The sequence below is a fragment of the Niastella koreensis GR20-10 genome, from assembly GCF_000246855.1.
GTDB lineage: Bacteria > Bacteroidota > Bacteroidia > Chitinophagales > Chitinophagaceae > Niastella > Niastella koreensis.
The window spans coordinates 1,289,682-1,314,892 of sequence record NC_016609.1; the positions used below are offsets into that span (position 1 = coordinate 1,289,682).

At 44.4% G+C, this 25,211-nt stretch carries 23 protein-coding genes; 9 read left to right on the forward strand and 14 right to left on the reverse strand.

Features of this window, described 5'->3' with window-relative positions; all coding sequences use genetic code 11:
- Positions 1-7: 7 nt before the first annotated feature.
- Genes NIAKO_RS05170 through NIAKO_RS05200 form a run of 7 tightly spaced genes read right to left on the reverse strand, consistent with a single transcriptional unit; the run spans position 8 to position 7,093 of the window.
- Positions 8-595: a papain-like cysteine protease family protein gene (locus tag NIAKO_RS05170; RefSeq protein ID WP_014217341.1), complete on the reverse strand. Its 588-nt coding sequence runs from the start codon at positions 593-595 to the stop codon at positions 8-10.
- 11 nt (positions 596-606) lie between these two features.
- Positions 607-1,284, reverse strand: coding sequence for a hypothetical protein (locus NIAKO_RS05175; RefSeq protein ID WP_014217342.1), 678 nt, complete (start codon positions 1,282-1,284; stop codon positions 607-609).
- A 51-nt stretch (positions 1,285-1,335) separates the two neighbouring features.
- Positions 1,336-4,266: a T9SS type A sorting domain-containing protein gene (locus NIAKO_RS05180; RefSeq protein ID WP_014217343.1), complete on the reverse strand. Its 2,931-nt coding sequence runs from the start codon at positions 4,264-4,266 to the stop codon at positions 1,336-1,338.
- Entirely contained in the window at positions 4,257-5,381 is a 1,125-nt protein-coding gene (locus NIAKO_RS05185) for an ABC transporter substrate-binding protein (RefSeq protein ID WP_014217344.1), read from the reverse strand. Before NIAKO_RS05185 ends, NIAKO_RS05180 begins: the two co-directional genes overlap by 10 nt.
- Before the next feature lie 17 nt (positions 5,382-5,398).
- Positions 5,399-5,944 (reverse strand): phage tail protein, encoded by a 546-nt coding sequence (locus NIAKO_RS05190; RefSeq protein WP_014217345.1) that lies wholly within the window; start codon positions 5,942-5,944, stop codon positions 5,399-5,401.
- A gap of 26 nt (positions 5,945-5,970) precedes the next feature.
- The gene (locus tag NIAKO_RS05195) at positions 5,971-6,531 is read right to left on the reverse strand and encodes a phage tail protein (RefSeq protein WP_014217346.1); all 561 of its coding nucleotides are present in this window, start codon (positions 6,529-6,531) and stop codon (positions 5,971-5,973) included.
- Positions 6,532-6,556: 25 nt separating this feature from the next.
- Positions 6,557-7,093, reverse strand: coding sequence for a phage tail protein (locus NIAKO_RS05200; protein WP_014217347.1), 537 nt, complete (start codon positions 7,091-7,093; stop codon positions 6,557-6,559).
- Positions 7,094-7,305: 212 nt separating this feature from the next.
- On the opposite strand from NIAKO_RS05200, the gene NIAKO_RS05205 reads away from it, so the two are divergent.
- The 6 genes from NIAKO_RS05205 (at position 7,306) to NIAKO_RS05230 (ending at position 14,153) form a co-directional block, all read left to right on the forward strand.
- On the forward strand, positions 7,306-7,827 hold the full coding sequence (locus NIAKO_RS05205; RefSeq protein WP_014217348.1) for a hypothetical protein: 522 nt from the start codon (positions 7,306-7,308) through the stop codon (positions 7,825-7,827).
- Positions 7,828-8,011: 184 nt separating this feature from the next.
- Positions 8,012-8,497 carry a hypothetical protein gene (locus tag NIAKO_RS05210; protein WP_133055326.1) on the forward strand — a complete coding sequence of 162 codons (486 nt, stop codon included), beginning with the start codon at positions 8,012-8,014 and terminating at the stop codon, positions 8,495-8,497.
- On the forward strand, positions 8,464-9,252 hold the full coding sequence (locus tag NIAKO_RS05215) for a sensor histidine kinase (RefSeq protein ID WP_014217350.1): 789 nt from the start codon (positions 8,464-8,466) through the stop codon (positions 9,250-9,252). Before NIAKO_RS05210 ends, NIAKO_RS05215 begins: the two co-directional genes overlap by 34 nt.
- A gap of 3 nt (positions 9,253-9,255) precedes the next feature.
- A complete protein-coding gene (locus NIAKO_RS05220) occupies positions 9,256-9,909 on the forward strand; it encodes a response regulator transcription factor (RefSeq protein ID WP_014217351.1) in 654 nt (217 codons plus the stop codon).
- A gap of 171 nt (positions 9,910-10,080) precedes the next feature.
- A complete protein-coding gene (locus NIAKO_RS05225) occupies positions 10,081-10,914 on the forward strand; it encodes a toll/interleukin-1 receptor domain-containing protein (RefSeq protein WP_014217352.1) in 834 nt (277 codons plus the stop codon).
- Positions 10,911-14,153: a HEAT repeat domain-containing protein gene (locus tag NIAKO_RS05230; protein WP_014217353.1), complete on the forward strand. Its 3,243-nt coding sequence runs from the start codon at positions 10,911-10,913 to the stop codon at positions 14,151-14,153. The genes NIAKO_RS05225 and NIAKO_RS05230 overlap by 4 nt, the downstream gene beginning before the upstream one ends.
- Before the next feature lie 212 nt (positions 14,154-14,365).
- Here NIAKO_RS05230 and NIAKO_RS05235 read toward each other — a convergent pair whose 3' ends face one another.
- The 5 genes from NIAKO_RS05235 to NIAKO_RS05255 all read right to left on the reverse strand — a co-directional run bounded on the left by NIAKO_RS05235 (position 14,366) and on the right by NIAKO_RS05255 (position 20,699).
- A complete protein-coding gene (locus NIAKO_RS05235) occupies positions 14,366-14,869 on the reverse strand; it encodes a quercetin 2,3-dioxygenase (RefSeq protein WP_014217354.1) in 504 nt (167 codons plus the stop codon).
- A 69-nt stretch (positions 14,870-14,938) separates the two neighbouring features.
- Positions 14,939-15,520, reverse strand: a complete 582-nt coding sequence (locus NIAKO_RS05240; RefSeq protein WP_014217355.1) for a Crp/Fnr family transcriptional regulator — start codon at positions 15,518-15,520, stop codon at positions 14,939-14,941.
- A gap of 368 nt (positions 15,521-15,888) precedes the next feature.
- Positions 15,889-18,666, reverse strand: coding sequence for a hypothetical protein (locus NIAKO_RS05245; RefSeq protein WP_014217356.1), 2,778 nt, complete (start codon positions 18,664-18,666; stop codon positions 15,889-15,891).
- A 186-nt stretch (positions 18,667-18,852) separates the two neighbouring features.
- Complete coding sequence (locus tag NIAKO_RS36405; protein ID WP_014217357.1) at positions 18,853-19,716, reverse strand: helix-turn-helix domain-containing protein; 864 nt, start codon at positions 19,714-19,716, stop codon at positions 18,853-18,855.
- Positions 19,717-19,982: 266 nt separating this feature from the next.
- On the reverse strand, positions 19,983-20,699 hold the full coding sequence (locus NIAKO_RS05255) for an SDR family NAD(P)-dependent oxidoreductase (protein ID WP_014217359.1): 717 nt from the start codon (positions 20,697-20,699) through the stop codon (positions 19,983-19,985).
- A 1,506-nt stretch (positions 20,700-22,205) separates the two neighbouring features.
- Between NIAKO_RS05255 and NIAKO_RS38400 the strand changes: the two genes are divergently transcribed.
- A complete protein-coding gene (locus tag NIAKO_RS38400; RefSeq protein ID WP_155966898.1) occupies positions 22,206-22,373 on the forward strand; it encodes a hypothetical protein in 168 nt (55 codons plus the stop codon).
- Between the two features lie 147 nt (positions 22,374-22,520).
- On the opposite strand, the gene NIAKO_RS05275 is transcribed toward NIAKO_RS38400, so the two are convergent.
- Positions 22,521-22,934: a hypothetical protein gene (locus NIAKO_RS05275; protein ID WP_014217362.1), complete on the reverse strand. Its 414-nt coding sequence runs from the start codon at positions 22,932-22,934 to the stop codon at positions 22,521-22,523.
- Between the two features lie 179 nt (positions 22,935-23,113).
- Between NIAKO_RS05275 and NIAKO_RS05280 the strand changes: the two genes are divergently transcribed.
- Both NIAKO_RS05280 and NIAKO_RS05285 read left to right on the forward strand, forming a co-directional pair.
- Positions 23,114-23,449: a helix-turn-helix domain-containing protein gene (locus NIAKO_RS05280; protein ID WP_014217363.1), complete on the forward strand. Its 336-nt coding sequence runs from the start codon at positions 23,114-23,116 to the stop codon at positions 23,447-23,449.
- Between the two features lie 140 nt (positions 23,450-23,589).
- Positions 23,590-24,420: a relaxase/mobilization nuclease domain-containing protein gene (locus NIAKO_RS05285; protein ID WP_014217364.1), complete on the forward strand. Its 831-nt coding sequence runs from the start codon at positions 23,590-23,592 to the stop codon at positions 24,418-24,420.
- 421 nt (positions 24,421-24,841) lie between these two features.
- Here NIAKO_RS05285 and NIAKO_RS05290 read toward each other — a convergent pair whose 3' ends face one another.
- Entirely contained in the window at positions 24,842-25,087 is a 246-nt protein-coding gene (locus NIAKO_RS05290) for a hypothetical protein (RefSeq protein WP_014217365.1), read from the reverse strand.
- Between the last annotated feature and the right edge of the window lie 124 nt (positions 25,088-25,211).

The following is a 25,211-nucleotide window of genomic DNA, read 5'->3' on the forward strand; positions in this document are numbered from 1 at the left end:
TTTTTATTTATGTATTGTTAGTTACTTTGTTTGTGAAGTAAGTTTCGGTCCAAACGGCTCCTGATTCCCGGTAGTTTGCGGGAAACCGGTAAAATTCCTGCACTTGGGGGCCGTGCAGCGGATCTTCGATCAGGATACTTTCATCCTGGTCGTTGTACCCGTTAATAAGGATGTAATGAGCGCCTCCCTTAAACCATTCCAGGCGAACGCCCAGCGGTTTTCCCTGGTTTATTTCAAACTGAACTCTTTCAAATGCGGGTTTGCCAATTGCCCAGTGACTGAAACAGTGCACGAATTGCAGGGCAACGTCGAGCTTAAAATTTACATTTCTTTCCACCAGCTCTTCGTTTGTATACAATCCTTTACCAGCGGGAAGATCAGTTAATAAACTGTCAACCACCTGAACCTGGCTGATGTGCATGGTTTCGTACCAGGCTGCTACAGCACTTGCAATGGCAGCCCAGCACCAGCGTGATCTTAATTGCCGCTCCACTTTAATTGGCAGCCTGCATCCTGTTTCGTCGATCACCGGTTGATGATAATATACACCCACCCCGGCGCGTTTTGCATCGCCCGGTTCTATGAAGATTTTCATTTTTCAATGGTTTAGGCCAGTGAGGTGCATTGCGGGAAAATACCGTTCAACGCATTGTTGATGGCAGGAGTTACCGCTCCCTCTATCAAACTGATGATGGGCCCTTTTACCAGTCCCAGAATAAATCCTTCGAGGGGATGAAGCAAACTGTTGAATATTCCTAATCCATCGATATTCACATTTACCCCGCCATAATTCAACCCGGGATGGCTGATCTCGATATGGGTGAGGCAGATCTGGTTTCCGATTGTAGCATCAAAATCGCCGGTTGCATTGATCGATACAGATGATATCGTTACGTTTCCGCCAAGCCCTACAGATGGCTTAAGAAATCCGCAACCCGCCCTGAAGCTTCCGCCCAGGTGAATGCCCAGGTTCGACGTAACGGTTGCATTTAATTGCACCGTTCCGTGCAGTGACAATCCATCTTTTGGCGCAACTATTGAAGTAATGGCCAGGGAGTTGATGCGGAGTGTAGAAAGGCCGTTGAGGTTTTGCAATACATAGCTGGCGGTAGCGTCTGCAGTGCAAATCCCCAGGTTGATGCTTCCGATGGTTTGCGAACCGGATGTTACATTAATCATAGGGTCCAATCCTCTGTTCCGGATGGCTAAGGGTACTGCCGTATTGATATCGGGCAGTTTTGCTTTGATCAATGCGTTTAATAGGTCCTGGAACTGGTTACTCATGGTGCTGATTTGATAGGTTAAGGGTGATAAAGTTTGTTGTTATTAAATTGATTATTGCTTCAATACTTTGAACGAATACAACTGGGTGTCCACTGTGATCGTCAGCAAATATGCGCCTGGCATCAACCGCGAGGTGTTACTCATTACATAGGTGCTGAATCCCTTCAATGCCTGCAGGCTTTCCTGCGCAACCCTTCGGCCGAATACATCGGTCAATTGAATTACCATTTTTTTACTTTCGGGCATATACAAACCCACTTCGAGTGTATTGTGGAAGGGATTGGGCCCAACACGCGTTACAGGTATTGACGGCGTACTTAAATCCACTGTAACTATGTTGCTGTAGGTTACAGCGCCTGATGTACTTACCATTTTAAGGCGATAGTATAGCCTGGCTGTATTCAGCCCGGCAGCGCCGGCATCGGTATGGTCATAATTTTTTATACTGTTTCCTGTAATGGGTTCAATAGTAGCTACCGTGGTAAAGCTGCGGCCGTCTGTACTGCGTTCCAGTTCATAATGATCATGATTGGCTTCGCCGGCGGTTTTCCAGGTTACTCTTACGTCTGCACCTGATACCTGGGCAGCAAAAGAAAGCAGATCAACCGGCAATGCGTAAATACTGGTTTGTACAATAAAACCACCAAAACCTGTTACCGTGAACGTTACTTCCCACCTGCCTGTGGCAGCATTCCATACTATGTTTGCATCTGGCGGATCAATGACCGTTACTGACGAATAGGTGCCCGGTAAGCCGGTGCCATTATTGCTGCTGCCACTGTATTTACCAATGCGCAGGTTGGCTTTACCAGCATTGTCCGATGTACCGGTTGGTAAATTGGCCGTACTGCCGGGTGCTGCATTGAAAGCATCGAATTCGGCCTGTGAAAAATATAGGGTGACCGTACCGGTGGCTGTAAGCGGGTTGGCTGCCGGAATAATTTGATAATGCCGCTGCACAAATGGTTCCGAGCGATAGGCGGGCACGGTGCTTTCGACCCATACTTCACTGGTTACATTGCCTGTTACCGCGCCGGCGCCGGAAGGTGTTACCTTGTCAATTAACTGACAGGATGAACCGTAGTATAAGTTGTTGGCTGTATTTACCGCCTGTGTTTTACTGGTATGGGCGCCGGGTAACGAGGGAACGGTTGCATTCAATAATGCCCCATTGCTGTAAACCGTACCACCGCCATTGGAAACCTTTACGCGGTAATACCTTCCGTTTACGGTAGTGTTATCTGAAATAGTAAGTGTGGCAGTAGTTACGCCTGAATAGATACCGGTGTTGGTTAAGGTTACCGGTGCGCTGAATACGGCATCTGTACTTTCCTGCCACTGATAGGTAAGCGAAGATCCGGAAGCGGTTACGGTGAATACTGAGGGGAGGCCGAGACAGTCAGTGGCTGTTGCCGGCTGCGTTATAATAGAAGGGGGCGGATCATTATACCTGGCCATAAAAAGTTCCAGGTCGATGCCTGCTGTAACAGACAGGGGTGGGGAAGAAGGTATAAACGACATAGTGCCGCCGGCGAAAATGCCACCCACCCATATATTATTACCAGTGCTTACCACTACATCACTACCGGCATCGGTGCCGCTGGTTGAACTGCCGGCGGTGGCCAGTTCTATGGCATTGCCCGTTGCCGCATCTACTTTTAATAAAAAAACATCATCACTGCCTGCCGAGCTCGCTGTTAATGGAGTAACCGCGCCGGGAAAAGAAATGTTGCTCTGGTACCTGCCCGTTATATATACGCCGGTGGCGCTGGCATCATTGGCAAAGGCCACATCATTCCCACTGGCTGAACCGCTGGCGCTTTTTACCCAGGTAAATGTACTGGTGGCGGGATTGTACCGCGCATAAAATATCTCATCAAATCCGCCGGCGCTGTTGGTTAAACTAAAAGCGCCGCTTACGGTTGCACTGTTAAAGTAGCCATTGATGTAGGCCGCCGATGTGTTGGGGTCATAAGTAACGGCCAGCGCCTCATCGGCATTAGGGCCGCCTGCGGCAACTCCGCTCAGGAAATTGCCCGAAAGGTCCATGCGTAATAAACAGATATCGGCAGCTCCGGCATTGGTCAACGTCACCGCCGCAGAGGCCGATCCATTTGAAAAATAAGCGGCATTTGAATTGGCAAAGGAACCGGTTATCAGCAGTTGGTTTTGCGTGGGCAAAAAAGCGATACCGCTTCCTGTTACATTATCATTACCCACTATGAGTGGCGATGCCTGTGACGAAGCGCCTCCCGAGCTCACCCAGTTGAAGGTGCCGGATGAGGCATCGAGCTGCGCTACAAAAAAGTCGCTTGTATAGGAAGAGATATTTCCCTGTACTGTTCTGGGAAAAAGTCCGCTTACGCCAAAAGAGGCTGTGGCATTGGTGGTGCGCGTGCCAAAAATACCGGAGATGTATATATGACCTGCGTTGTCCATGCGAATGGCTTGTCCTCGGTCGAGCGTGCCGGCGCCGCCGAATGCCCTGGCCCATGTAGTGGCGCCGGAGGAGGCATTCAGCGCAAATACAATCCCGTCTGTACTGCCGCCTACCGAATTAAGGGTGGTAGACGATCCTATGGTACAGGGGAATTGCGATTGACCGGTTATATAAACCGTAGTACCATCGGTAACAATGCCCAGTCCGCCTGCATCTGTAGCGGCGCCACCAAAATTAATTGCCCACTGGCAAAGGCCGGCCCCGTTAAATTTGGCTACAAACCCTTCTGTTTGTGTTCCCCCGGCAGTGGCGGTTAGGGTGGGCGTTCCATTGCCGAAGTTGATGGTGCCATTGAAATTACCGGTTACGTATACATTGCCCGATGCATCGGTACACATGGTGTTGATGGCATCACTGAAACCGGTAGAACTGCCGCCATAACGGGCGGCATAATCCCATTGCTGTGCCGATGCCTGTAAAGTGAACAGCAGGGCGATGATGGCTGCAAGGCGTAGTCCTGGTATTTTTATTGTCAGATACATAAATAATTGTTTTTCCATCCCGACATAAATGATGTTGGCTGATCGCTCATTACTTTTATATGCATGCCGGCATCCGGCGGAATAGTTTCGGTTATCTGTAAAGCACATTTACCATGCTGGCCGCCAATGATCTTTCCCTTATAAAGCGGGGCATAGGTATAATGTGTTTCGGGATGAATGGTGGTCTTGCCTCTCGGGCTCAGGTAAGAAAAATCTTTCAATGACTGAATGCCACATTCGACAAGCGCGATTGTTACAATTCCGGCTTCCCATCCCAGTAAGTGAAAAATATTGGCCGCTTTGTTGGTGGCTTGTCGTATACTGTTGGTGAATTCTGTCTGCTGCGGGTTTTCAAGCGCCGAGGACCAGGGTACAACGGTGTAAAATTCCCCTCCGGGAAAATTACATTTACTGAGCAGTTGCTCCTCAGCCATAAACGGAGCGCAATAAAAAGGCACCGGTATAGCCTCCGAGTTTTTTTCATTCAGGGCATTGAAAAACAGTTCAGCTAAATAACTGCTGAAACAGGCCGCCACAGAAGCGGCTTCCGTATTTTTGAGCAGGCTGATGTACTGATCTATATTAAATTCAGCGGTTCTGTAGCCGCTTACATAATTTCCGCAGACGGCGCCTCCGGCTTCAGAAAGCCCCCGGTCGTAACTCCAGGGCCCGCGGTAACCGCCATCGTAAAAGGAAGTGGCCATTAATACATTACGATTGCCCGTTCCCGACATGTTGCCGGCTATGCGGCAGCCATGAAGCCCCTGCAGGGTAATATGATAACACCAGGGCGAAGCTTTTTCCTGCGGCAACTGCATGCCGGCATCGAGAATGAGCAACGGTTTTTGAAAGGCGCCGGCCAGCTGGTATAAGGCTTCTGCATTGGCCGAATTACAGTAAGCGATCAGGATATCTACCTTGTCCTGCAGAAAAAGTTTTTCAGCTTTGGAATAACTGAGCTCATTGTTTTCGCCAAAGCCAATGTTTTCTGTATAAAACTGGTATTCCGGGTCACTGCCCGGGGTAAGCCGGCATCGCAAGCCATCCAGCATATCGTATCCCATTGCCGGGTAATCGGTAGAGCGCGGAAGAAGCAATCCTATTCGGGTTATCATAATTTATTTTTTGGAGATTAACCTCTGTTGGGAAACACACCTCTCAGGCAAATGATATAATTCAACGCCAGCACCGGATGCAGGATCGGTAACGGTTGTGGGTTGGCAGCGCCAACTGCCGTGGTCTGAATAGTAGCTTTAAACGATGCCAGGTTTACATCGGTAGAGTAAGCATACATTTGCTGGTTGTTGTTGGTGGCATATACTGCATTTTTGGGCGTTAACGAGTTGGCTACACCAGCCGCATGCGGCGTAATGGTTCCCTGAAGAGTATGGGTGTGCCCCGGAATATTGTTGTTTGTCAATGGACCTGCTGTTTCGGTACCACCTGTTTCGCCGGGCACGTAAGGGGTGATCCCCGGTCCTGCACCTATAAGCGCTCTTCCCCGCAAATCGGGCAGCGCAAAGGTAGTTGTACCATTGCCACCATAAGTAGTACCAATGACCGCAAATAAAGCGGTATTAACCTGGATGGGTATCAGGCTTCCATCACAAAAAGCCCAGTTCAGGGGGGCAAAGTTGCCGGCAAAAAGTGTTACAAATCCTATTATACTTTCATTCATACAAATACTATTTTATAATTGAGCGATCAGCTGTGTGGTGGATAAATGCCTGCTACACAAATGATATAATTCATGGCAAGAAAAGGCGATAGGGTATTGATGGGCAGTTGTTGTCCAAGTGGAGTGGGGGCCAACGGTGTGGGCGTGTTTAGAGCTGCCCCCCCCATCGATATGGTATCGCTGGCGCTTGTGCTATACTCTGCGGAGCCGCCATTGACGATGGCCGGGTAATTGTTGGCAGGCGCACTGGTAGTTCCGGCGATGTCTGAACAGGATGGGTTACCCGTTATGGCGCCAAACAGCTCATGCCCATGCATGGGAAGGTTACCGGCAGTAATTGTAACAATTTCATTGCCTCCAATCTCACCCGGTATATAATTCTGGCTTGCATGGATGGCTACACGTCCGCATAAATTGGGCAACGCGAAGGTGTTGATGCCATCGCCGCCATATGTAGTGCCCAGTATGGTATACAGGGCTTCGTTTTCGGCTATTGATAATAGCTGTCCCTGGCACAACAGCCAGCTTTGCGGTGCAAAATTGCCGGCAAATGGAACTACTACGCCTATATAAGGATCAATGAACATACGTGTGATTATTATAAGGTGATGATTAATTCCTGGTGGGAAATATTCCCTGTAAACAAATGATATGGTTAATAACGAGATAGGGCGCCCGCGTAATTACCGGTATCGCGGAGCCCACAGTGGTCATAGTGACGTTTTTATAATCAGGCGCCTGCATGGTGCTGTTTGCAGTTGTTGCATAAGCGCCTGTAAAATCTCCCGGGAAACCGCCATTCACCGTGGGATCTATTCCCGGACCGCTATTGGCCGGTAATTGTACAGTGATATCACCATCATGCCTGTGTGCTGGGATATGGCTTATATCCAGGGTCACCGACTCAGTTCCTAACTTTTGCCCCAGGGCGTAATTCCGGAAAGGCGACTGACCGGTGGACACTGCAGTACGTCCGCGCAGATCGGGCAATGCAAAGGTGGAGCGGCCGTCGCCGCCGTATGTAGTACCCAGTAAGGAAAATAAAGCCTGGTTTGTTGAGATCGCCAGTATCTGTCCATTGCAGAGGGCCCAGCCCCGCGGGGCATAATTTCCGGCAAAACAAACCACTACGGCCATTACTTCATCCATAATCGTATATTGTTAGTTGTGAAAAAGAATCGGTACTAAATTAAGCCGGTCGCCAGGGGCGGGATACCCCCTAAACAGGGTTTTTAAAAGTGGTTTTAGGGTAAGGATAGGCGGTTTTTAACCTTGTGCACTGTATCTTTAAGACCTTCCTTTGTAAACGCATGTGTAATTATGTTTACAACCTGATCTTGTACATAATAAAACAATACAATATGAAACCTCTGATCCTTTTTTCTTTCCTGGCAATTCTTTTTGCGGGTGCATGCAAACCCTCAACAGGTACCTCCGGGCCTTTGACCGGTAGTCTGGATACCAGCACTGCAAGACGTCTTGTACATAATTTCAATGGCCGGGTATATAGAAGAAATAGCTTTCCGGGCTGGCATGGATCCCGAACTGTATGGTTTAGCAGAGACCAGTTAAGCGACCTCATTAACCGGATAAAGGATGAAAATGGCGATGGCATCCGATTTTACTTTGCCGCGTATGATAGTGTTGAAGAGCACGGTTTCCATTGCAAACCCAATTACCTCGACCAAAGCACGCTCGTCATGGTCTCAACTTTCGATACAGTTGTTGTGAGGGACGGCAAAAAGGATACCCTGCACTGGGACTATTATTATAACAGGATTGGCAGGCAAGGTGGAATTATTACTGCAACACCCGAAAACCAGGGCGAGTTGTGCCCGCCACCAGCTAACTGTTATGCCGATGGAGCCACATTACTTCCATAAGAATATGACAGTTTATTTTACAGTAAATACGCTTTCTGAATTTTTATGCTTTGCGATAAGCCTTTTTTGCTTATACAGGGATAAGGATAAAGCCTGGAAAGGCTTTATCCTTTTTCTGATGCTTACCTGCATAACAGAAATAGCTGGAATATATATACGCAATGAGTTACATAAGCATAACTTTATGTTGTATAATATTTTCCTGGTAGTTGAATGTACCGTTCTGAATTTGTTTTTTTATCATTTGATTAAAACCAATGACAGCCTGAAGAAGCTGTTGGTGGCCTGGCTGGTATTTTTCCTGATCTTTTATTTCTATGAGCTTTATACATTACACTTCAGGGCATATGTTTCAACCTCTTCAACAGTTATGTCGGTTGAAATAGTGCTGGTGAGTATTTATTTTTACTACCGGTTATTAAAAGAAGAGAAGTTCAGGCAGTTATCAACGTATGCGCCTTTCTGGTGGGTTAATGGTACCATTTGCTTTTATTTTGCGGGAATGGCCTGTAACATCTTTTTTAAGTACCTGGTTCAGGATGTCGCCTCCTCGCCGGGTGTAACTCATTCCGCCCGTTATGTTGTATTTAGTATATTAAATGTAATATTGTACGCCTGCTGGTCATATTCTTTTATATGCAGATATTTTCAAAGGACCTCTATTCCCTGATCGGTGTTGCGTCGGTGATCTTTCTGATAGCGCCGGTATCCCTTATCGCCTTTGTAATGTTGTACAACAACAGAAAGAAAAGGCATGAGCAGGAAAAGGAGTGGCTGAAAACCAACTTTGAAAATGAATTGTTGAAAAGCCAGATCGAGGTGCAGGAGCAAACCATGCAAAACTTTGCCAGTAACCTGCACGACAGCATCGGACAACTGTTAAGCCTGCTGGTTATTACCCTCAGTACTATTAAACCCGAACAACCCGCCCGCATACCTGAGAAAGTAGATTCCGCCTCCCAACTGGCCAAACGCGCTATTAAAGAACTAAGGCAGCTTTCGCGGGTTATGTATGGACAGGAACTCATCCGGATGGGGCTAGACGAAGCAATTGCTTTTGAGCTCGATTACTTAATAAAAGCAGGCACCCATACCATCCGTTTTAACAAAAACTATCACCCGAAGGAGGAGCAGTCGGATAAAGATATTATCCTGTTTCGCATTTTTCAGGAATTGTTGAACAATGCTGTGCGCCATGCCGAAGCCACTGCCATCGATGTGTCTATAGACCAGGATGGTGACTGCCTGAGGATGGTGATCAAAGACAATGGAAAAGGTATACATGAAAACGACCTGTTGAAAGCGCAAAAGGGCCTGGGTTTGTTTAACATCAGGAAGCGGGTAGCATTAATTGCCGGTGGAATTGACATTATTACTTCGCCCGGCAACGGAACCGAAATAAAAATTGAAACTCCATACATTTAAAGAATGGACAACAAAGAAATTCTGGTAGGAATTGTAGACGATCACACCATGTTCCGGCAGGGGATCAGAAGCATTTTATCGGAAAATGAGGAGATAAAAATTGTATTTGATGCGCCCAATGGCGGCATCATGAAAGAAAAAATAGCCAATCATCCTTTACCGCATGTTGTATTGATGGATATTACCATGCCACAGGTGAATGGCTATGACGCCACGCGGTGGCTTAAGCAAAACCATCCATCGGTAAAAGTGCTGGCATTAAGTATGTTTGAAGAGGATGAACCCATCATCAGGATGCTGAAGTGCGGGGCCGGGGGGTATATTCTGAAAGAATCAACTGCAGCCGACCTGGTTTTCGCCATTAAGACCATTGCCGAACATGATTATTTTTTGAATAACCTGGTAACGGGCAAGCTGATACGATCACTACAGGAGGAAATAAACGCACCCAATGTGGTGAGCGACCTAAGCGCTAATGAGATCAGGTTCCTGGAGCTTTGCTGCTCTGAGCTCACGTATAAGGAAATAGCCGTTAAAATGAACCTGAGTGTGCACACGATCGATAATTATCGCGATGCACTGTTTGAAAAGCTGGATCTGAAATCAAGGACGGGGTTGGTGCTGTTTGCGTTGAAGAATGGTGTAGTGAGGTTGTGATGGGGATTGCCCTTTGGGAAACAGGTTCACCATCTTGTTTTTTAACAAAGGCGCATCGGGAATGATGGTTTTGTTATAAAAAACGTGAAAAACACCCTTCGGTGGTTCATGGAATTTTCGTAATCTCGAAACCGGGAATAACTTAATACAAAATCAAAAGCATAACAAATTTTGGGCATTCAATCAGGAATACAAACTGACATTAAGAATGAGATATTTATAAGTTATAGCAGGCGAGACATGGATGCTGCTAACCGGATTAATACTGTTTTGACGGAACATAAAATTGCCGTGTGGTATGATCAGTTGATCTCTCCGGGCGTCAATTGGCGTGAAGCCATCGTAAGCCATCTCAGTCAGGCAAAGGTAATGCTGATATTGCTTTCAGAAAATGCGCAAAAATCAAATGAATTAAAAAGGGAACTCGCATTGGCGAGTTCACTATCAGTGCCGCTCCTCGGTGTTCGACTTACTAATGTCAGTTTAACGGGCGCCTTTGCATATGAACTTACAGGATTGAACTGGTTTGATGTTTTTGAGGATGAGGAAAAAGGTTATAGACAGTTAGCGATATTTCTTGAAAAGCTGGTGAATGACACTTCAACCGTCCGGTCAGATTCAGAAATGTTGATCCGGCAGTTCGGTACAGGCAGGCAAAAAGCATTACCATGGTATCAAAAGATATTCTATAACGTCTTTACTTTGCTGATGTGCTTCTTAGCAGTGACAGCGATACAGTTCTGGCAATACAATCATCAGACTTCCGCCATTGAAAAGCTTAGTGATAACGGGGAAAGTTCATTACAGGCTATTTTTAATGTCCTGGTTCTATCCAGTGTTGGATCGCCTTTATTATTACTTACTGTTCTCATAAACGGTGTACAGGAGGTGCAAATACCCTTGCTCATTACATCTGTTATTAATACAGTTTTGATTCTCTTTATTTTGCGGAATTTAACAAGACGAGCCATCAATCTTTTCTGGAAGCCAAATAAAGTATCATGAATAAAAGCGACAACGCGGAACAAATGCTGCTACTCTCAAATCAATTTCGTCGGTTTGGTAGCTGCATCCCGATGATCTTGTTTTTTATATTCACCGTTACATTCCATGCAAAGGCACAGGAGAAACAAATTGTCAAAAGTTATCCTTCTCTTGTCAGTGATACGATCGATTATTCGTTGTCCCGGCTCATTGAGTTTACAAAAAGTAAAGACGAACGTTTAAGACAATTCGCAATAATGCGATTAGCAGAGCAGAAAGATATGAGCGACGAAATATTATCTTTGATCATAGGCGCATTTGAAGATAAATCTCCGAAAGTACAATTCCAGGCAATAGCCGATCTGATACGATTGGGTTCTCCGGCCACTAAAATGCTTCTACGTGAACTTTCAAATAAAAATGTAATCGGACAGTATGACTATTCATCAGCAGCTTTAAATGGATGGCGATCTGTTAAAATTACGCCGGCAGACTTTGCCTTTACTGCACTCCGGTATGCCCGTTCTACAGATGTCGACGCACTACTGAATGCCTATAAAACCTCACCACCGATCATCCTTCAAATATTGAAGAGTGTACCCATTGAGCCTACCGATAAATTATATGAAGCGCTCGCAGGTAAAGATGTACGGTTGTCAGTGGCTATTGCCGGGCTTTTCGGGAAAATGGGTGCAGAATCACCTGATAAAGTTCTTCCTGTTTTGGCTGCGATGGTTATACAGGGCAATGAAGAAAAGAGGACAGCGGCGGCGACAGCGCTTTCCAAAATTCCGGGTAGAGGATATATACAACTCAGGAATTGTTTGCGTTTTGGTAATGCCGATGTAAAGGCTGCTGTACTGCAGGTTTACCCGCTCGAAGCCGATAGCGCTTCCAATATTCTTCAGCAATATTTAAAAAATTCAACCGGTGATATACAATTTGTGGTTTTAAGCCGATTGGGAGTTACTGATTCCCGTTACAATTATTACGATGAAGATTATCCGGAACATGAGGGCAATCCAACCGTATATTCCGTATTTATTAATAATCTATCTCCCTTAACAATAGAAGAAGTGATTGATGCACTAAAAAGCAAAGCACCCTTGGTTCGACTTGCTGCAATTACAGCGGCATCATCTATTGCCCAAATGCGAAAAGAATATAGTCAACGTATAGTGGATGCGTTATTGACTATGCTTTCCGATACCGATGAAAAGGTTAAAGCCTGCACAATAAGGGAAATGGCTAAACTTGCAGAAAAGAATATTGTAGCCGGCTCTCCCATAGCGCTCTCAGTCATTTTCGGGCAATTCAATCATCCTGATAAAGATCAGCTTGAATATTTACTAGCTATAGCTGCAAAGACAAAGGCCGCTGAACCTTCGGAAAATTTTATAGTTGAACTAATAGAATTAGCCTGCACACAAAGAAATTCTTCAGATGAGATTGCAGTTGTTTTTAAATCAAAGCCTGGCTGGACGGACAAGGGGGCAAGAATAATTCTTGACAAATACATGGATACTGCACTTGTCAGGGATCAGCTTTTTTATTTGATTTTGAGCATGGGACCAGGTGGTTCAAATTACATTGAGTTACTTCAAAGGTTTCTGTCAAACGAAAAAGAATGGAAACGCACAAGGGCAGCCATAAAGCTTTTTGGCGCAGGTATCAGGTCCGACGAAGTAATGGCTGTCTTAGAAAAAGCATCCAGGCATTTTGAGGGGTATGCGGGCTGGAGCGGTGATGCTGCAGATTCGCTTGCCAAAGCCGACCCCAATCGCCTTATAAGCATTATCAATGATCCAACTCTCAGTAAAAGAACCCGGTCGGCTTTGGTTTATTATCCATTAAGTGGTATCGCCAATGAGAATGAAAAAGCTGCTGATATTATTTTGTCACTTGCTGTTGACAATACCGAATCAAAAGGACAGGAAGATGCAGTGTGGTCAACCCGGTCTTTGAAAGATCATCCTGAAAAAACGCGCCGTGCTCTCGAAAAGGCCTTTTCCAACGGCAAAACGGAGGTGCGTTATGCTGTTGTATATAGTTGGCACGACCTTAACCTCAAGCCCGGCGATTTTATCGATCAGGTCATAAAAGATACTTCACCGGAAGTACGCAAACTGGTATTCGAGTTAATGGATAGCATGCCTGTGACAGATCCACGTAAATTGAGTATTACTAAGAAAATGCTTGAAGATACCGATGAATATGTGAGAGAAGAAGCACTGCGCTTTGCAAATAAGCTAGGCCCCGGATCAATTGCTATTTTTGAATCGTGGTTGAATTCAGGAAGGCCATTAGAATACAGCTTCTTTGATAATATCAAAAGCCTGGCGCCCTTTAATAAATCGACTATAACATCGTTACAGGCGCGTAAAATAAATGCTTCATCAGAAACCAAAGCACTTATTGACAGAACATTGGAGATGACATCGGATAAAACTTTTGTAAACGTTCCCGACCTTTATAAACAACTAGCCGATACAAATGAAATAGAGAGTCGCAGCGCTGCTGAAACACTAATTAAATTAAATGAAAATCCATGGGAGCACCAGGGATTAATCGCCTATACGATTGCTGAGGTTCAGGTAGAAGGAAAAGTAAAAAAGTTTTTTGGTACAGCACTCGATATGCTGCATCCCCCGGGAATGATGCTTATGTCAGGATCCATACCCAGTCTTCCATCTTTTCCGTGGCCACCACCTGCCGGATATAGAGATATTCTTGTTCCATTTAACCTTTTTAAACAGGAAAGTGTAACTACATTAGGTGGTATATATAATTCGATAACTGCCGCGCTCAATTCATGTGATCACAACTTTGAATATGGTTTATTTGGCGGCGTCCCAAATGGATTTGCTTTGTTGGCAAGAATGGAACATGTGGAAGAAGATGGTACTCCATTGCCCGGGAAAGCCAGATGGACCACAACGGGATCATCCAATTCTGGCTTGTTAAGTTTATTTGGTGATATTTGGTTTGAAAAGCCTGGTTATTTCCGGATGATTGCATTTGTAGTTACAGACGATCTTAACTGGATACCAAATCCAAATTCCGCATTGCCTGACGTTTCGGGTGGCTCGCGTTTTATACCTCGTGAGCTTGAAAAAACTGTCATAACCAATCAACAAATTATAGCTTTGGTTTATACGCTTGAAAGAAAAGATAAAGGGAAATTTACAGTATGGAGCAATGGTATATCGTCAGCGCGGGTACATTTGGAAAAGGCCGGCGTGTGGACGAGGCTTAAGTAATGGCCTTGATGAACCATCGAATTCTAATTTTCATATTTGGATTGCTTTTTTCTTGTAATTCGAAGGAAACCGGTCAATACTAGTCCATATTATTTGTTCTAAATCTGCATTTTTAATAGTGAATTTTTTAACTTTAATTGCTTTCGCGCGAAAATGGTCAATTGGATGTTTATAGATAGTATGCTATGCCAATGATGATTGCTAACATTTATTCAATTTGCCTTTATTTTTTTGTTATCTATGTTAGTGATGCCAAATTGTTGCTGCAACACCGCCAACTTCTGCAACCACTCTGCAGGTGGGGGGCCTTGTGGCGGCAGAGGGAATTCGAGCTTGTCCGCTTTCTGGCTCAGTTCCTGGAACATATTTTCTAATCCGGCTGGTACAAAATGCAATAGTACTTTTGCCTGCTCTCCGTTCACCTTAAAACTATGGGAAATACCTTTTGGCAGATGAATGAAATCTCCGGCTTTCAGCACCTGTTCCTGATCTCCGCAATTTACAGTTAACTCACCCTCCAATACATGAAACGATTCATCTTCATAAGTATGTGTATGAAGCGGAGGTTCAAAACCAGCACGCAAATTCATTTCAATCAGGCTAAACTGCCCGTTTGTATCAGCCCCGGTGGCCAGAAAAGTCCAGTATCCCCCCATATAATAGCGGGTCCGGTTCAGCCGGTGTTCGGCTGTATTTACAGGAATGGGTAACTCCATAAGTGCCATGTTTTATAGAGTCGAAGTTATGAGGCGGAAAAGGAATTTTTTTTGATCGAAATCAATAAATTACCGCCTGGCGATTTTATTTTTAATACGGCTGAGGGTCTCCGTACGAACCCCGAGATAATTGGCTATATGATACTGTGGTAAGCGAAGAACCAGCGAAGGCCTTTCATTAAGCAGTTGCCGGTACAACGTCTCAGGAGATTCCGTTTTCAATCGATTGGCCTGCTCCAGTAATCGGGCATGGTCTGCCGGATACTTTTTCAGAAAATAGCGCTGGTACCATGGAAACCTGGCCATACCCAGATCGATATGGTCAAGGGTGATTCCCAGTATCTCACAATCTTCCAGGGCCTGCAAATAGACATTAGTTGGTGTTTTTGTCCGCATGCTTCCTACCTGTCCGGCCCAGTTACCTTCTTCATTAAACAGGATAATCTGTTCGTCTCCGTTATCGGTTACCACATATTGCCTGAGGCACCCTTTTAAAATAAATGGACTATAACGCGGGACTTCACCTGCCCGGTAGAAGTGTTCGTCTTTTTTTAACTGTAATGGTACGAGCAGCGTCAGAAATGCCCTGAATTCCTCTTCGGGCACATCTACATAGCTTTTCAGGTGTGTTAGAAAAATACTGGTATCCAAAGGATCGATTTTGATGTGGAATTTACATTATTTCCCCTTTGAATTCATTTTGAATCATTGCATTTGCATAAAAAAAGGCATCAAAGTATGACGCCTCATTACGAGAGTTCGGGATCCATGCCGGGGCGTTTTGAAAAGGCCATAAACCTGTGGCAATATTTCGAAAAGAAAACGCCTTCAAATCCAACGAGTTGAAGGCGTTTAAAATTTATCAGCGGGCTGTAGGTTACAACTTTCGAACCGGTTTGGGGAAGACCTTGACAATAAAGAGGACTTACAGCATCTTCGTCGGCATAATAACATCTATCTCCATCTCGTAATACAAATGTAGCCCCTTCTGTTTATAGGCTGTTTCGATGTTTCTCCTGTTATTCTTTCCAGACAGGTATAGATACTAAATTATTATTGCCGGTGAAAACAATGAAGTAGCTTCCTGTTGCCAGGCTCGTAACGTCGATACGGGTTTGGGTTATGCCTGCCGCAACTGGAATGGTACGCCATACCCTGCCATCAACGCCAATTATTCTTATGTAGGACGTATGACTGGTAACCGGGCAGGTAACTGTAACCGGTGTATTGCCAGTGATCAAACTGGGATATACATTGAATGGCTGTTCATTATTGTTATTGAACAAAATAATGGGGCTATAGCGCACCATGCCGCTGGTTTCAACCATTTGTAGCCGGTAGTAAACAATCCCTGAAGGCACATGCATGTCTGTCGCTGTATAATTATTCATGGAGTTTTCTGTAGCCGTTACCCGCTGTACTGGCGTAAACACAATGCCATCTGTACTTCGTTCAACGAGATAATAACTCATGTTCTCTTCATTGGTTGTTTGCCAGTACAGTTGAACAGTACCGCTTTTGCGCTGACCGCTGAAATGCAACAGGGTTTCTGCCAGTGTAGAACAGGCGCTCAGCGTAAGGCTTTTACTGGTGGTGCTGGTACAGCCGCCAATGGTGCTGGTAACTGAAATGATATATTTTCCGGTATCCAAAATAGAAACGGGGTTCAGAACAAGGGTATTTCCGGTGCTGAAGTATCCGCCGGGCCGCTGCCAGGAGTAGCTGAAGAAAGGGCTGGAAGGAAGGCTGAGCACGGCGGCGCCTCCAATACAGGTACTACCGGTGGTGACCACATTTGGTACCACCAGGGTGTCGATGGTAATGCTGCGCGAATAACTGTTGGCGCAGGCGTCGGTCATCAGGAACGTATACGTGCCGGGGGCAAGACCGGTGAATGCAGGACTTGCCTGCAGCGGCGTGGCATAGGGCCCGTTGAGGATCTGGTATTGAAACGGCAGTATCCCGCGTGTGCTGTCGGGCAGCAATGCTACCTGCCGGGTGGCCCCGCAAAGGGCAACGGCAGCAGCCGGATTGAACAAGGGCTGTGTATACACAGGGACAACGATGGTATCGGTAACAACATCACACCCCCAACTGCTCATGTCGTTAAGGAAGGTTGGATTATAAGCAGTACTGTAGTGGTAGGCGGCATAGTAGGTCCCGGGCGAAAGATTCGTCACCTCATCACTGAAAGAGGGACTATTAGCGCCTTTGTTATAGATCGAATTGACCGTGATGGTGCCATCGGGAAATGCAGAAGACCAATATGTGTTGGTTGAAGCAAACAGCAGGATCTTACTGGCGTTCGTACAACCTTTTACCAGCGATGCGGAGAACGGGGAATGGCGTAGATCACCAGGTCCTATAGTAACCATTACACTGTCTTGCTCGCCGCACGTGGTAATGGCGATTATTTTATAAGTGCCTACGGTAAAATAGTCCAGCAACACCCCGTTGAATGTTACATTTTTTATGGTATCAGGATAGGTCAGGGGATGCACCGTGCCATCGACAGTTGTCATGAAAGAAGGGCCTGATGCCACCACGATGTACCCCTGCCTGGAGTTGAAATTGAAATTCATTTGCAGACCTGTTGTTCCTTCCTTGCAGGAGGCGTATATCATCGGGAAGGCATTGGTAATATGAAATGCAGCTCCGCCTGCCCAGTCGAACTGCAGGGAATCTTTCTGGCAGCAATCCTGCCTGATCACTTTATATCCCGCAGCGGGTGGAAATCCTGAAAACGTTGAGTTATTGGTCTGTGTAGCCAGGATGGCGCCGGTGGGGCTTACCAAGGTATAGGTAATGGTGCTGCAATGCTTGGAGGAAGGGAATTGGCTGTTGTCATTATATTGATCAAATGTATAGGCGAATTGACCGCCGCAACCGGGTAAAACGGCGGAGTTGGCAACCATATCGAACCCCTGTAGATCAAGAATAATGACAGCGGAACCGGTTACGCCGCAATTATTGGTGACGCTTACGGCCATGGTTTTGTTATCGCCCGGAATATGGTGATACTTAAGCGTGAACTGGCTTGTAATATCGCCGAAAATGTCAGGGGTATTGACCGTATTCGTAGTAACGGTGCCATCGGGCCCTGTCAACGAAACGGTATAAGGGGGCTTGAAACCGTTTATAAAACATTCAACATTACAGGCAAAAGAATCGCAACCCAGGTATTGGAGGCCTGCCGCAGCAATCGTCACACTACTGGTGCTTGCATTGAGCGTTACCACCCTGGTTTGAAAATTACCGCACGAGTCGATCACCTTGCAGGTATAGTTGCCGGCGGGGAGGTTGGTAAATACATTGTTGCCTGCAGATAGCCCCGCGATAACAGGCGATGGGCTCACCAGCGAATCTATAAACGGCCCGCGGCCATCGGTAACATGGAAGGTTATAGAACCATCGCTGCTCGAAGAACAGCTGGGCGATTGCGTGGTAACATCCAGTGAGGGAACCGTGTACGTACCGGTTACTGTAAAATTACCGGTAACAGATGTATTACAACTATCGGTTACCTGTACGGTATAGCTGCCCGGCGCCAGCGATTGCAAAATATTCGACGATTGCGGCAGTGATAAAGCGGGGCCCGCAACAATACTGAAGACATAAGGGGTAGAACCACCCGATACCGATACAGTAGCTTTTCCCGTGGCGGCGCAACGGCTTTCAGTAGAGTTAATCGAATTAATAGTCAGGGGTGTGGCGGCAGGGCATTGGGCCTTTGCCTTTTGCATAGTAGCAATGATCAACAGCACGCAAAGGATTGCATGGTTTAGGGTATGGTTCATTGTTTTGTTTTCTGGGTGTGGAAATCGGATTTTTATTGAACGGTATCCAAGGCGGCCGCAAGGTATTTTTTTTAACATTACAGGAAGATCAAAATACTTTGATGTTGCATGCGCGTTATGTTATATATAAAAAAAAGCCCCGACAAAATATCGGGGCTCATTTTATTTAGAAATATTATGATATCATCATTGTTGCTCGTAAGCGCCCAAAACTCTGAATTTTGACGGCGACAATCCACACGCCTTACGAAAGGTGCGTATGAAATAACTGTGATCTGTATATCCCAGTTCATACGCAATTTGTTTTACATCCAGATCCGTGTAATAAAGCAGGCGCCTGGCTTCGCGAAATACCTCCTGCTGAATCCAATAAGTAACTGTTGAACCTGTAACTTTTTTAACAGCCTCATTTAAATAGCCTATTGAAACATTCAGCTTTGCTGCGTATGCAGAAGGACTTTTTATAGAATGGCTATACTCTATAAGCAACCTTTTAAACTGACGGGTAATTTCTGCAGCCCGATTATGTTTATCATACTCAGATATCACGGAACTATACGAGCTTGCTGCCATCGCTAAAAATGATTGTACAAGTGCAGAAATGATTGGCAGAAAAAATTTTTCATCCTTACGTTCCATAAATTCCTCCTGCAAAAGTTTGAGCAAACTCGAATATCGTATTGATTCGTAATCTGTCAAAACATAAGGGGCTTGTAAATTTAGCCGGCCCTCAAAGACATCTCTTAAGTTGGGTTGAATTAAGGAGGTGTCTATGGCAAGGAACCACCCTTCGGCTTGATCGGTTTCAATTCGAAAATGAATTTGTGAGGGTAATATGTAGAAGAGCTGACCGGAGGTAAGAAGAACGTCCTGCGAATCAACATTTATTGTTCCGGAACCATTCGTAAGCAGGAAAAAAATATAATGATCGTCCCGGTGGGCTTCTGACGTTTTCGCATTATGTTTCTGCTTGTCGCCAGGGCCGAATGACTTGATCTGCAATCCCGTACTTGTCTTATTTTGCAACTTATCCACAGGAATACGTGTCATAATCTAATAGCTTAAGCATTCAAATTTAGTAATCTGTCAGCATTACCAAAAGCAATCTTTGCTATTTGGTCCTCAGGGAGTTCGATACATTTCAAAAAGTTAATACCCATCCGCTGCCTCCATGACCGGTGATTGGCCGAAGCCGCCTAATGCCTCTTTGGGTATTCTGGCTGCCATTTCCGGAAAGGAAATATGTTCTTCAAGCGCAACTATTCCCATGAGAAATCTAAAGTATTGTTTAAATATATCAGACCTTATCGCAACTGTTACCAGCGTGCTTCGCCTCCATCTTTATAGAATTTTGCACTACCAGGATGGGACATCGTTACCGCTTTCACAATGGTTGCTGCACCTTGCTCCACTGTTTTCGTTCCCTTGAATTGATTCAGATCAGTAGCAGTATGCCCTGGAGTTACGCTGTTTACTGTGATATGACTGTCACGAAGTTCATTAGCCAACATTATTGTAAAAGCGTTTAGAGCGCTCTTGGACAAGCCATAGGCATGAAACCTATTTCTTTCTGAATCTTCAAGTGTACTCAAAGCGGCCAGCGAACCAACCTCACTGGAAATATTAATAACAGATGCTCCTTCAGCTTTCCTCAACAGTGGCAGAAATTCCTGTGTAGTTTGTATTGCTCCAAAAAAATTGGTATCGAATATCTTTCGCAGGTTACTCAAATCACAACTTGTTAAATCCTGGGGAAGTTCTCCACCTATTCCCGCGTTATTGATCAGGATATCCAATGATCCGGTTTTAGCTTCCAATATCTGCCTTGCCTGATGAACAGAATTTCTGTCAGTTACATCAATTACTACGCTTTCTACATTGTTAATGCCGTTATCGTTCAATTTCTGAACGGCTTTATGTCCCCGCATTTCATCCCTCGCTCCCATATAAATGAAATATCCAAGTTGTGCAAGTTGTTTAGCGGTTTCAAAACCAATGCCTTTATTCGCCCCGGTGATCAATACTGCTTTCATTGTTATGCTTTTTACAGATGTAATTTTTGATTAGCAAAGAAAATGATTCGTTATTCAACAGTAATGATGTGATCGTGGTTATAGTAGGACTATTCGTGGATCTTCTGGCGATAGCATTTTTGTAGGAAATGTAGGGGGAAATGATAAAGGACAACCTATCTTTCGATAATAAGGCAAACACGTTGATACTTCACAACAACACGCCTTAACCTAAATTTTATTTTTCAACGTTGACTACAATTTAGGATGTATGAAAATATTGTTGTTGCGAACTTACCAGCAAGAATTCGTTACTTCTCCCGTAAAATGACTGACTTTTCTGATCTTATTGTCAACTTCCGGGCAAAAGTTGCGTATCTACGCCATTGTTGCGAACTTTTCGACGTAAGTGACTTATTATGTCGCATTTCGAGCTCACCATGACTCATTTATGCTGAACATCATGTCAACTGTTGCCAATTTGAGGTTATTTGCGCAACTTTTGAGCAAAAGTTGCGCACCCGGAGCATTTAGTTTTAAATATTGGTGCAAAAGTTTAACAATTACAGTAAAAGGTTGGTTACTTATGCCTCAAAGTGCGCTACTTACACGTCAAAGTGCGCAAATGATGTATTGGAACGCCCTATTGATGAATTATCATGAGATATTGATGACTTATATCAAGCTGCGAATGAGTTATAGTGGGATACTGAGAACAGAGATTGATCAGGGTGACTTGTACCGATCTGTGAATATTTATGACCCAGGAATTGGACTTGATCCGGGAGGCGCTGAGCCAATCCCCCAACTATTTGACTTGATCCGTCTTAGTGTCCCCCAATTTATGCTAGCCTTACATCCCTCAACTTTTCAACCTGATCCGGGTCCGAGAGTGGCCCTCTCCGTAAAATGCATAAAAAAAGCGCTGAAATTCAGCGCTTTCATTTTCTGCGGGCTGTAGGTTACAACTTTCGAACCTGTTTGTGGTGGACATTAATAAGATTGTAGATTTCTACAATGAGTATTTGCTGAGGTTTCAATTGGCAACGTGAAAAAGACATATGTGTCAGTGATAGGGATTGTGTTCGAACAAAAGGGTATCACAGAAATAGTAAGGCTTCAAAGGAACTTGCAACAAAAGCAGGCTCTCGAACAGGTCTTTACGATAACTGACAAAGTACACAATAAAGGAATCTTCGGAGCTTACAACATCAGCTATGTGCAAGCATCAACGGTAGTTTGAGCTCGAGGCTCGAAGTTCAATTAATTTAATTATAATCACTACAACCTGCTATCAAAGAATCTAATAAAGGAACAATCTCCCGTGGTGGTATTATTCCATATTCTTTATATTCCTGCCGACTTAATAATAAATCACAATTTTCAATATTCTCCTTTTCATACGCGACCTCCATTTTCTGGTTCATCAGCGTCAAAAAAATGCGCATATCTGAGCATCGATCACTTGTAACTCTTTTTGTACGACGGAACAGCCTCCAATGCAATGATTTGACCGCTCGCAAGCTCATGAAACTGCTCGGAAAAGACCAGGGCGGCATAAAAGATAATCTACAACTGATTTTAGGCAAAAAGCAGGATCTTTCGCCGCGGAACAGGACCGAGATCCAGAACCGATTTAACGACGTGTATGCGTTTTTTGAAGAGTTGGAGTTTACGGCAGGCAAAGCTTGTTGAAGAATTTGGAATCAAAATTCAGGGAATAAAGAATCTAATTGAAAACACTCCTTTGAGAAAGTTTGCTGGCCAAAAGAAAAAGAGAACTTTAGGCGGATTGGTCCAACTTCTTGGGCTTCCCGTAGACTCCCGCCTGCAATGACAATTTCATTCCTGCCGACAATAAACGACCATAAGTAAATACTTTTTATCCAGCCCCTTTCTCGAGAACCCTATAAAATCAAGCAGCATCCCATACTCGCTCATAGAATTTCGCCTTCGCGATCTTTTTAACCATTTCGGGTAAAATTTATCCAAATAGTCAAAGTCAACCAGATGCGGCCTTAGTGCCGATAGATCCAAAACATAGCTATTTTCGATTCTGTAAATCTCTGTCACGGGTCCGTTACCTTGAAAAATAAAGTCAATAAGTAGGTAAATTGTGGCTTCCGAATTTAAAGTGTTTCCTGTAATTAAATACTCACCTCGTTCGTTTAACCAATATTTGTCAGGGATTATCTCTGTACATATTTCTTCTAATAAATATTCATCCGTTGATAGTATAGTAACGTCCCATTTCATACTTCTAAATTATGGATAAATTCAACGCCAGTCCCCACAATTGAAGTTGTCGAGTAAGGCATTTGGTTACTTTTTTCACTCCTAAATAGGCTATTTCCCCCTTACCATTACATTTAAGTATACTTACCTTTTTTCCGCCTCCCCCCAATGGTATTTTCGAAGCCTAAAAAGTAACGAGTATGCAAGAAGTAATGAAGAGCGGAAATACACCCATGTTATTTCCATACGAACCTGCGGAGTATTGGCAAAACATCAGGCAAATTGTCCGGGAAGAGGTAAGCAAAATGGATAAGGAAAAACCAGATCCTGGTTCAGTCCTAAAAACACCCGGCCTCACCTACAAACCCCTGTTAAAAATATCCGAACTCTGCACCCTTTTCCAGGTCACCAAACCGACCATTTACGGGTGGATCAAGGTTGGAAAAATCAAGCCGGTAAAAGTGCGTTCAAGGGTGTATTTCCTGTGGCAGGATGTAACGCAATTAATGAGTACTCAAACAGTCGCCAACGAGTGATTTTTTCCTTTGGCCAGCCCTGTTCTTTTGGCAGTTGGAAGCATTGGAATTGGTATAAAAAGAAGGGATATTTTTTTCGTGCAGGACGTGGTCAAAAAAGTAGACACGATTAAAATAAACATCGCAAAATTTTCCGACAAGTGGATGCAAGAATAATCAAAGGGAGTAATCTTTCAAATACGCTCAATTATAACGAGCACAAAGTTCAGCAGGGCGTTGCTGAATGCATCCATTCAGCCAACTATGCGAAGGACACAGAAAAGTTGAACTTTTATGATAAACTGCGCAGGCTGGAACATCAGGCATCACTAAATGAAAATGTGAAGGCAAACAGCGTTCACATCTCCCTGAATTTCGACAGCGTCGACCAGCTTGACAAACAAAAGCTGTCAGCCATCACCGATACCTACATGCAACAGATTGGATTCGGGAACCAGCCCTACCTTGTTTATGAACATAGAGACGCGGGCCACAAACACATCCACATTGTCACCACCAACATCCAGCAAAACGGCCGGCGGATCGATATGAATAATATCGGCCGCAATCAGTCTGAAAAGGCGCGGAAAGCGATTGAACAGGAATTTAAATTGGTACCCGCAGAATACCATAAACAGGATCAAAAACAGCACCTAAAGCAGCAACTGATAGTGACACCCAAACGAGTGGAATATGGCAAAACCGAAACCAAGCATGCTATCCAGAACGTATTGGATTATGTGATCCGGCGATACAAATACACTTCATTGCCGGAATTAAATGCCGTTCTGAAGCAATACAATGTCATGGCCGACCCCGGCAAAGGCGGTTCCCGTATTCATAAAAACGGCGGGTTGGTTTACCGGGTACTCGATGCTAACGGAAAAAAAATCGGCGTACCTATCAAAGCAAGTGCTTTTTATAACACCCACTTTAAAATTTCTTGCGATTTGCTTTTGTTCTGGATCTTGGAGTTATCCATCACAAATTGATTATTGAATTCCTGATTTATTGTTGGGGTGGTGATTGTTCCAAAATTTCACTGTCTGTCAAACCTGTTACTTCTCTCATTAGAAAAAAGCCACTGCATTTGCAATGGCTTTTAAATGTTTTACTTCCTGTATTTCATTTGGGGATTCCTTTTGTGATGGTACACCGATAAGACTACAACAACCTTTTTAACTTCATCAACCAGATAAACTAGCTAGTACAAGTAAGGATATTTCTTTAATGATATTTCCCGGTAATATTTATATGTATTTCTGAAGCGAAAAGGATCTTTACAAACAACAGCTAAATTTTCATTCACTTCTTTAACAAAGCCCTCTGCAGCCAGCTCACTTCGCTCAAGATACTAACTAACAGCCTCTTTATATTCATTCAAAGCAACAGGATCATAAATATACCTGTAACTCATTTTTTCTTACCTTTCTTTAATATTTCAGTTATTTGCTTGTTTGCATCCTTTGCGCTCACCATTTTACCACCGCCTTTATAATATGTAAATCTTTTGTCAAGGTCTGCTTTGAACTCATCGGTATACTCCCATTCATCCTGAGCAATCTCGTCCTCTGATAGCGCATAAATAGCCTTCACTTTCTTTTCCTCTGCGGTTTCTATAAACTGGTGCAGCTTCTGACGGATAATTGCTGTTCTCATTACAATACTCTTTTTCAACAAATTTAATTTATTTTATTGATTGACCAAAGGGCGATTACCTTGTTCATCTAACAGGGAATCAATAACTAATGATACGCTTTGGGCATTATTCTTTTCCTATGGA

Coding starts and splice junctions, on each gene's coding strand:
- NIAKO_RS05205 (WP_014217348.1), top strand. CDS start 7,306: ATGAAACCTCTGATCCTTTTTTCTTTCCTGGCAATTCTTTTTGCGGGT.
- NIAKO_RS05290 (WP_014217365.1), bottom strand. CDS start 25,087: ATGAGAACAGCAATTATCCGTCAGAAGCTGCACCAGTTTATAGAAACC.
- NIAKO_RS05230 (WP_014217353.1), top strand. CDS start 10,911: ATGAATAAAAGCGACAACGCGGAACAAATGCTGCTACTCTCAAATCAA.
- NIAKO_RS05215 (WP_014217350.1), top strand. CDS start 8,464: ATGCAGATATTTTCAAAGGACCTCTATTCCCTGATCGGTGTTGCGTCG.
- NIAKO_RS05235 (WP_014217354.1), bottom strand. CDS start 14,869: ATGGAGTTACCCATTCCTGTAAATACAGCCGAACACCGGCTGAACCGG.
- NIAKO_RS05245 (WP_014217356.1), bottom strand. CDS start 18,666: ATGAACCATACCCTAAACCATGCAATCCTTTGCGTGCTGTTGATCATT.
- NIAKO_RS05275 (WP_014217362.1), bottom strand. CDS start 22,934: ATGAAATGGGACGTTACTATACTATCAACGGATGAATATTTATTAGAA.
- NIAKO_RS05175 (WP_014217342.1), bottom strand. CDS start 1,284: ATGAGTAACCAGTTCCAGGACCTATTAAACGCATTGATCAAAGCAAAA.
- NIAKO_RS05210 (WP_133055326.1), top strand. CDS start 8,012: ATGTTGTATAATATTTTCCTGGTAGTTGAATGTACCGTTCTGAATTTG.
- NIAKO_RS05190 (WP_014217345.1), bottom strand. CDS start 5,944: ATGAATGAAAGTATAATAGGATTTGTAACACTTTTTGCCGGCAACTTT.
- NIAKO_RS05185 (WP_014217344.1), bottom strand. CDS start 5,381: ATGATAACCCGAATAGGATTGCTTCTTCCGCGCTCTACCGATTACCCG.
- NIAKO_RS38400 (WP_155966898.1), top strand. CDS start 22,206: ATGAAACTGCTCGGAAAAGACCAGGGCGGCATAAAAGATAATCTACAA.
- NIAKO_RS05195 (WP_014217346.1), bottom strand. CDS start 6,531: ATGTTCATTGATCCTTATATAGGCGTAGTAGTTCCATTTGCCGGCAAT.
- NIAKO_RS05220 (WP_014217351.1), top strand. CDS start 9,256: ATGGACAACAAAGAAATTCTGGTAGGAATTGTAGACGATCACACCATG.
- NIAKO_RS05255 (WP_014217359.1), bottom strand. CDS start 20,699: ATGAAAGCAGTATTGATCACCGGGGCGAATAAAGGCATTGGTTTTGAA.
- NIAKO_RS05180 (WP_014217343.1), bottom strand. CDS start 4,266: ATGTATCTGACAATAAAAATACCAGGACTACGCCTTGCAGCCATCATC.
- NIAKO_RS36405 (WP_014217357.1), bottom strand. CDS start 19,716: ATGACACGTATTCCTGTGGATAAGTTGCAAAATAAGACAAGTACGGGA.
- NIAKO_RS05280 (WP_014217363.1), top strand. CDS start 23,114: ATGCAAGAAGTAATGAAGAGCGGAAATACACCCATGTTATTTCCATAC.
- NIAKO_RS05170 (WP_014217341.1), bottom strand. CDS start 595: ATGAAAATCTTCATAGAACCGGGCGATGCAAAACGCGCCGGGGTGGGT.
- NIAKO_RS05200 (WP_014217347.1), bottom strand. CDS start 7,093: ATGGATGAAGTAATGGCCGTAGTGGTTTGTTTTGCCGGAAATTATGCC.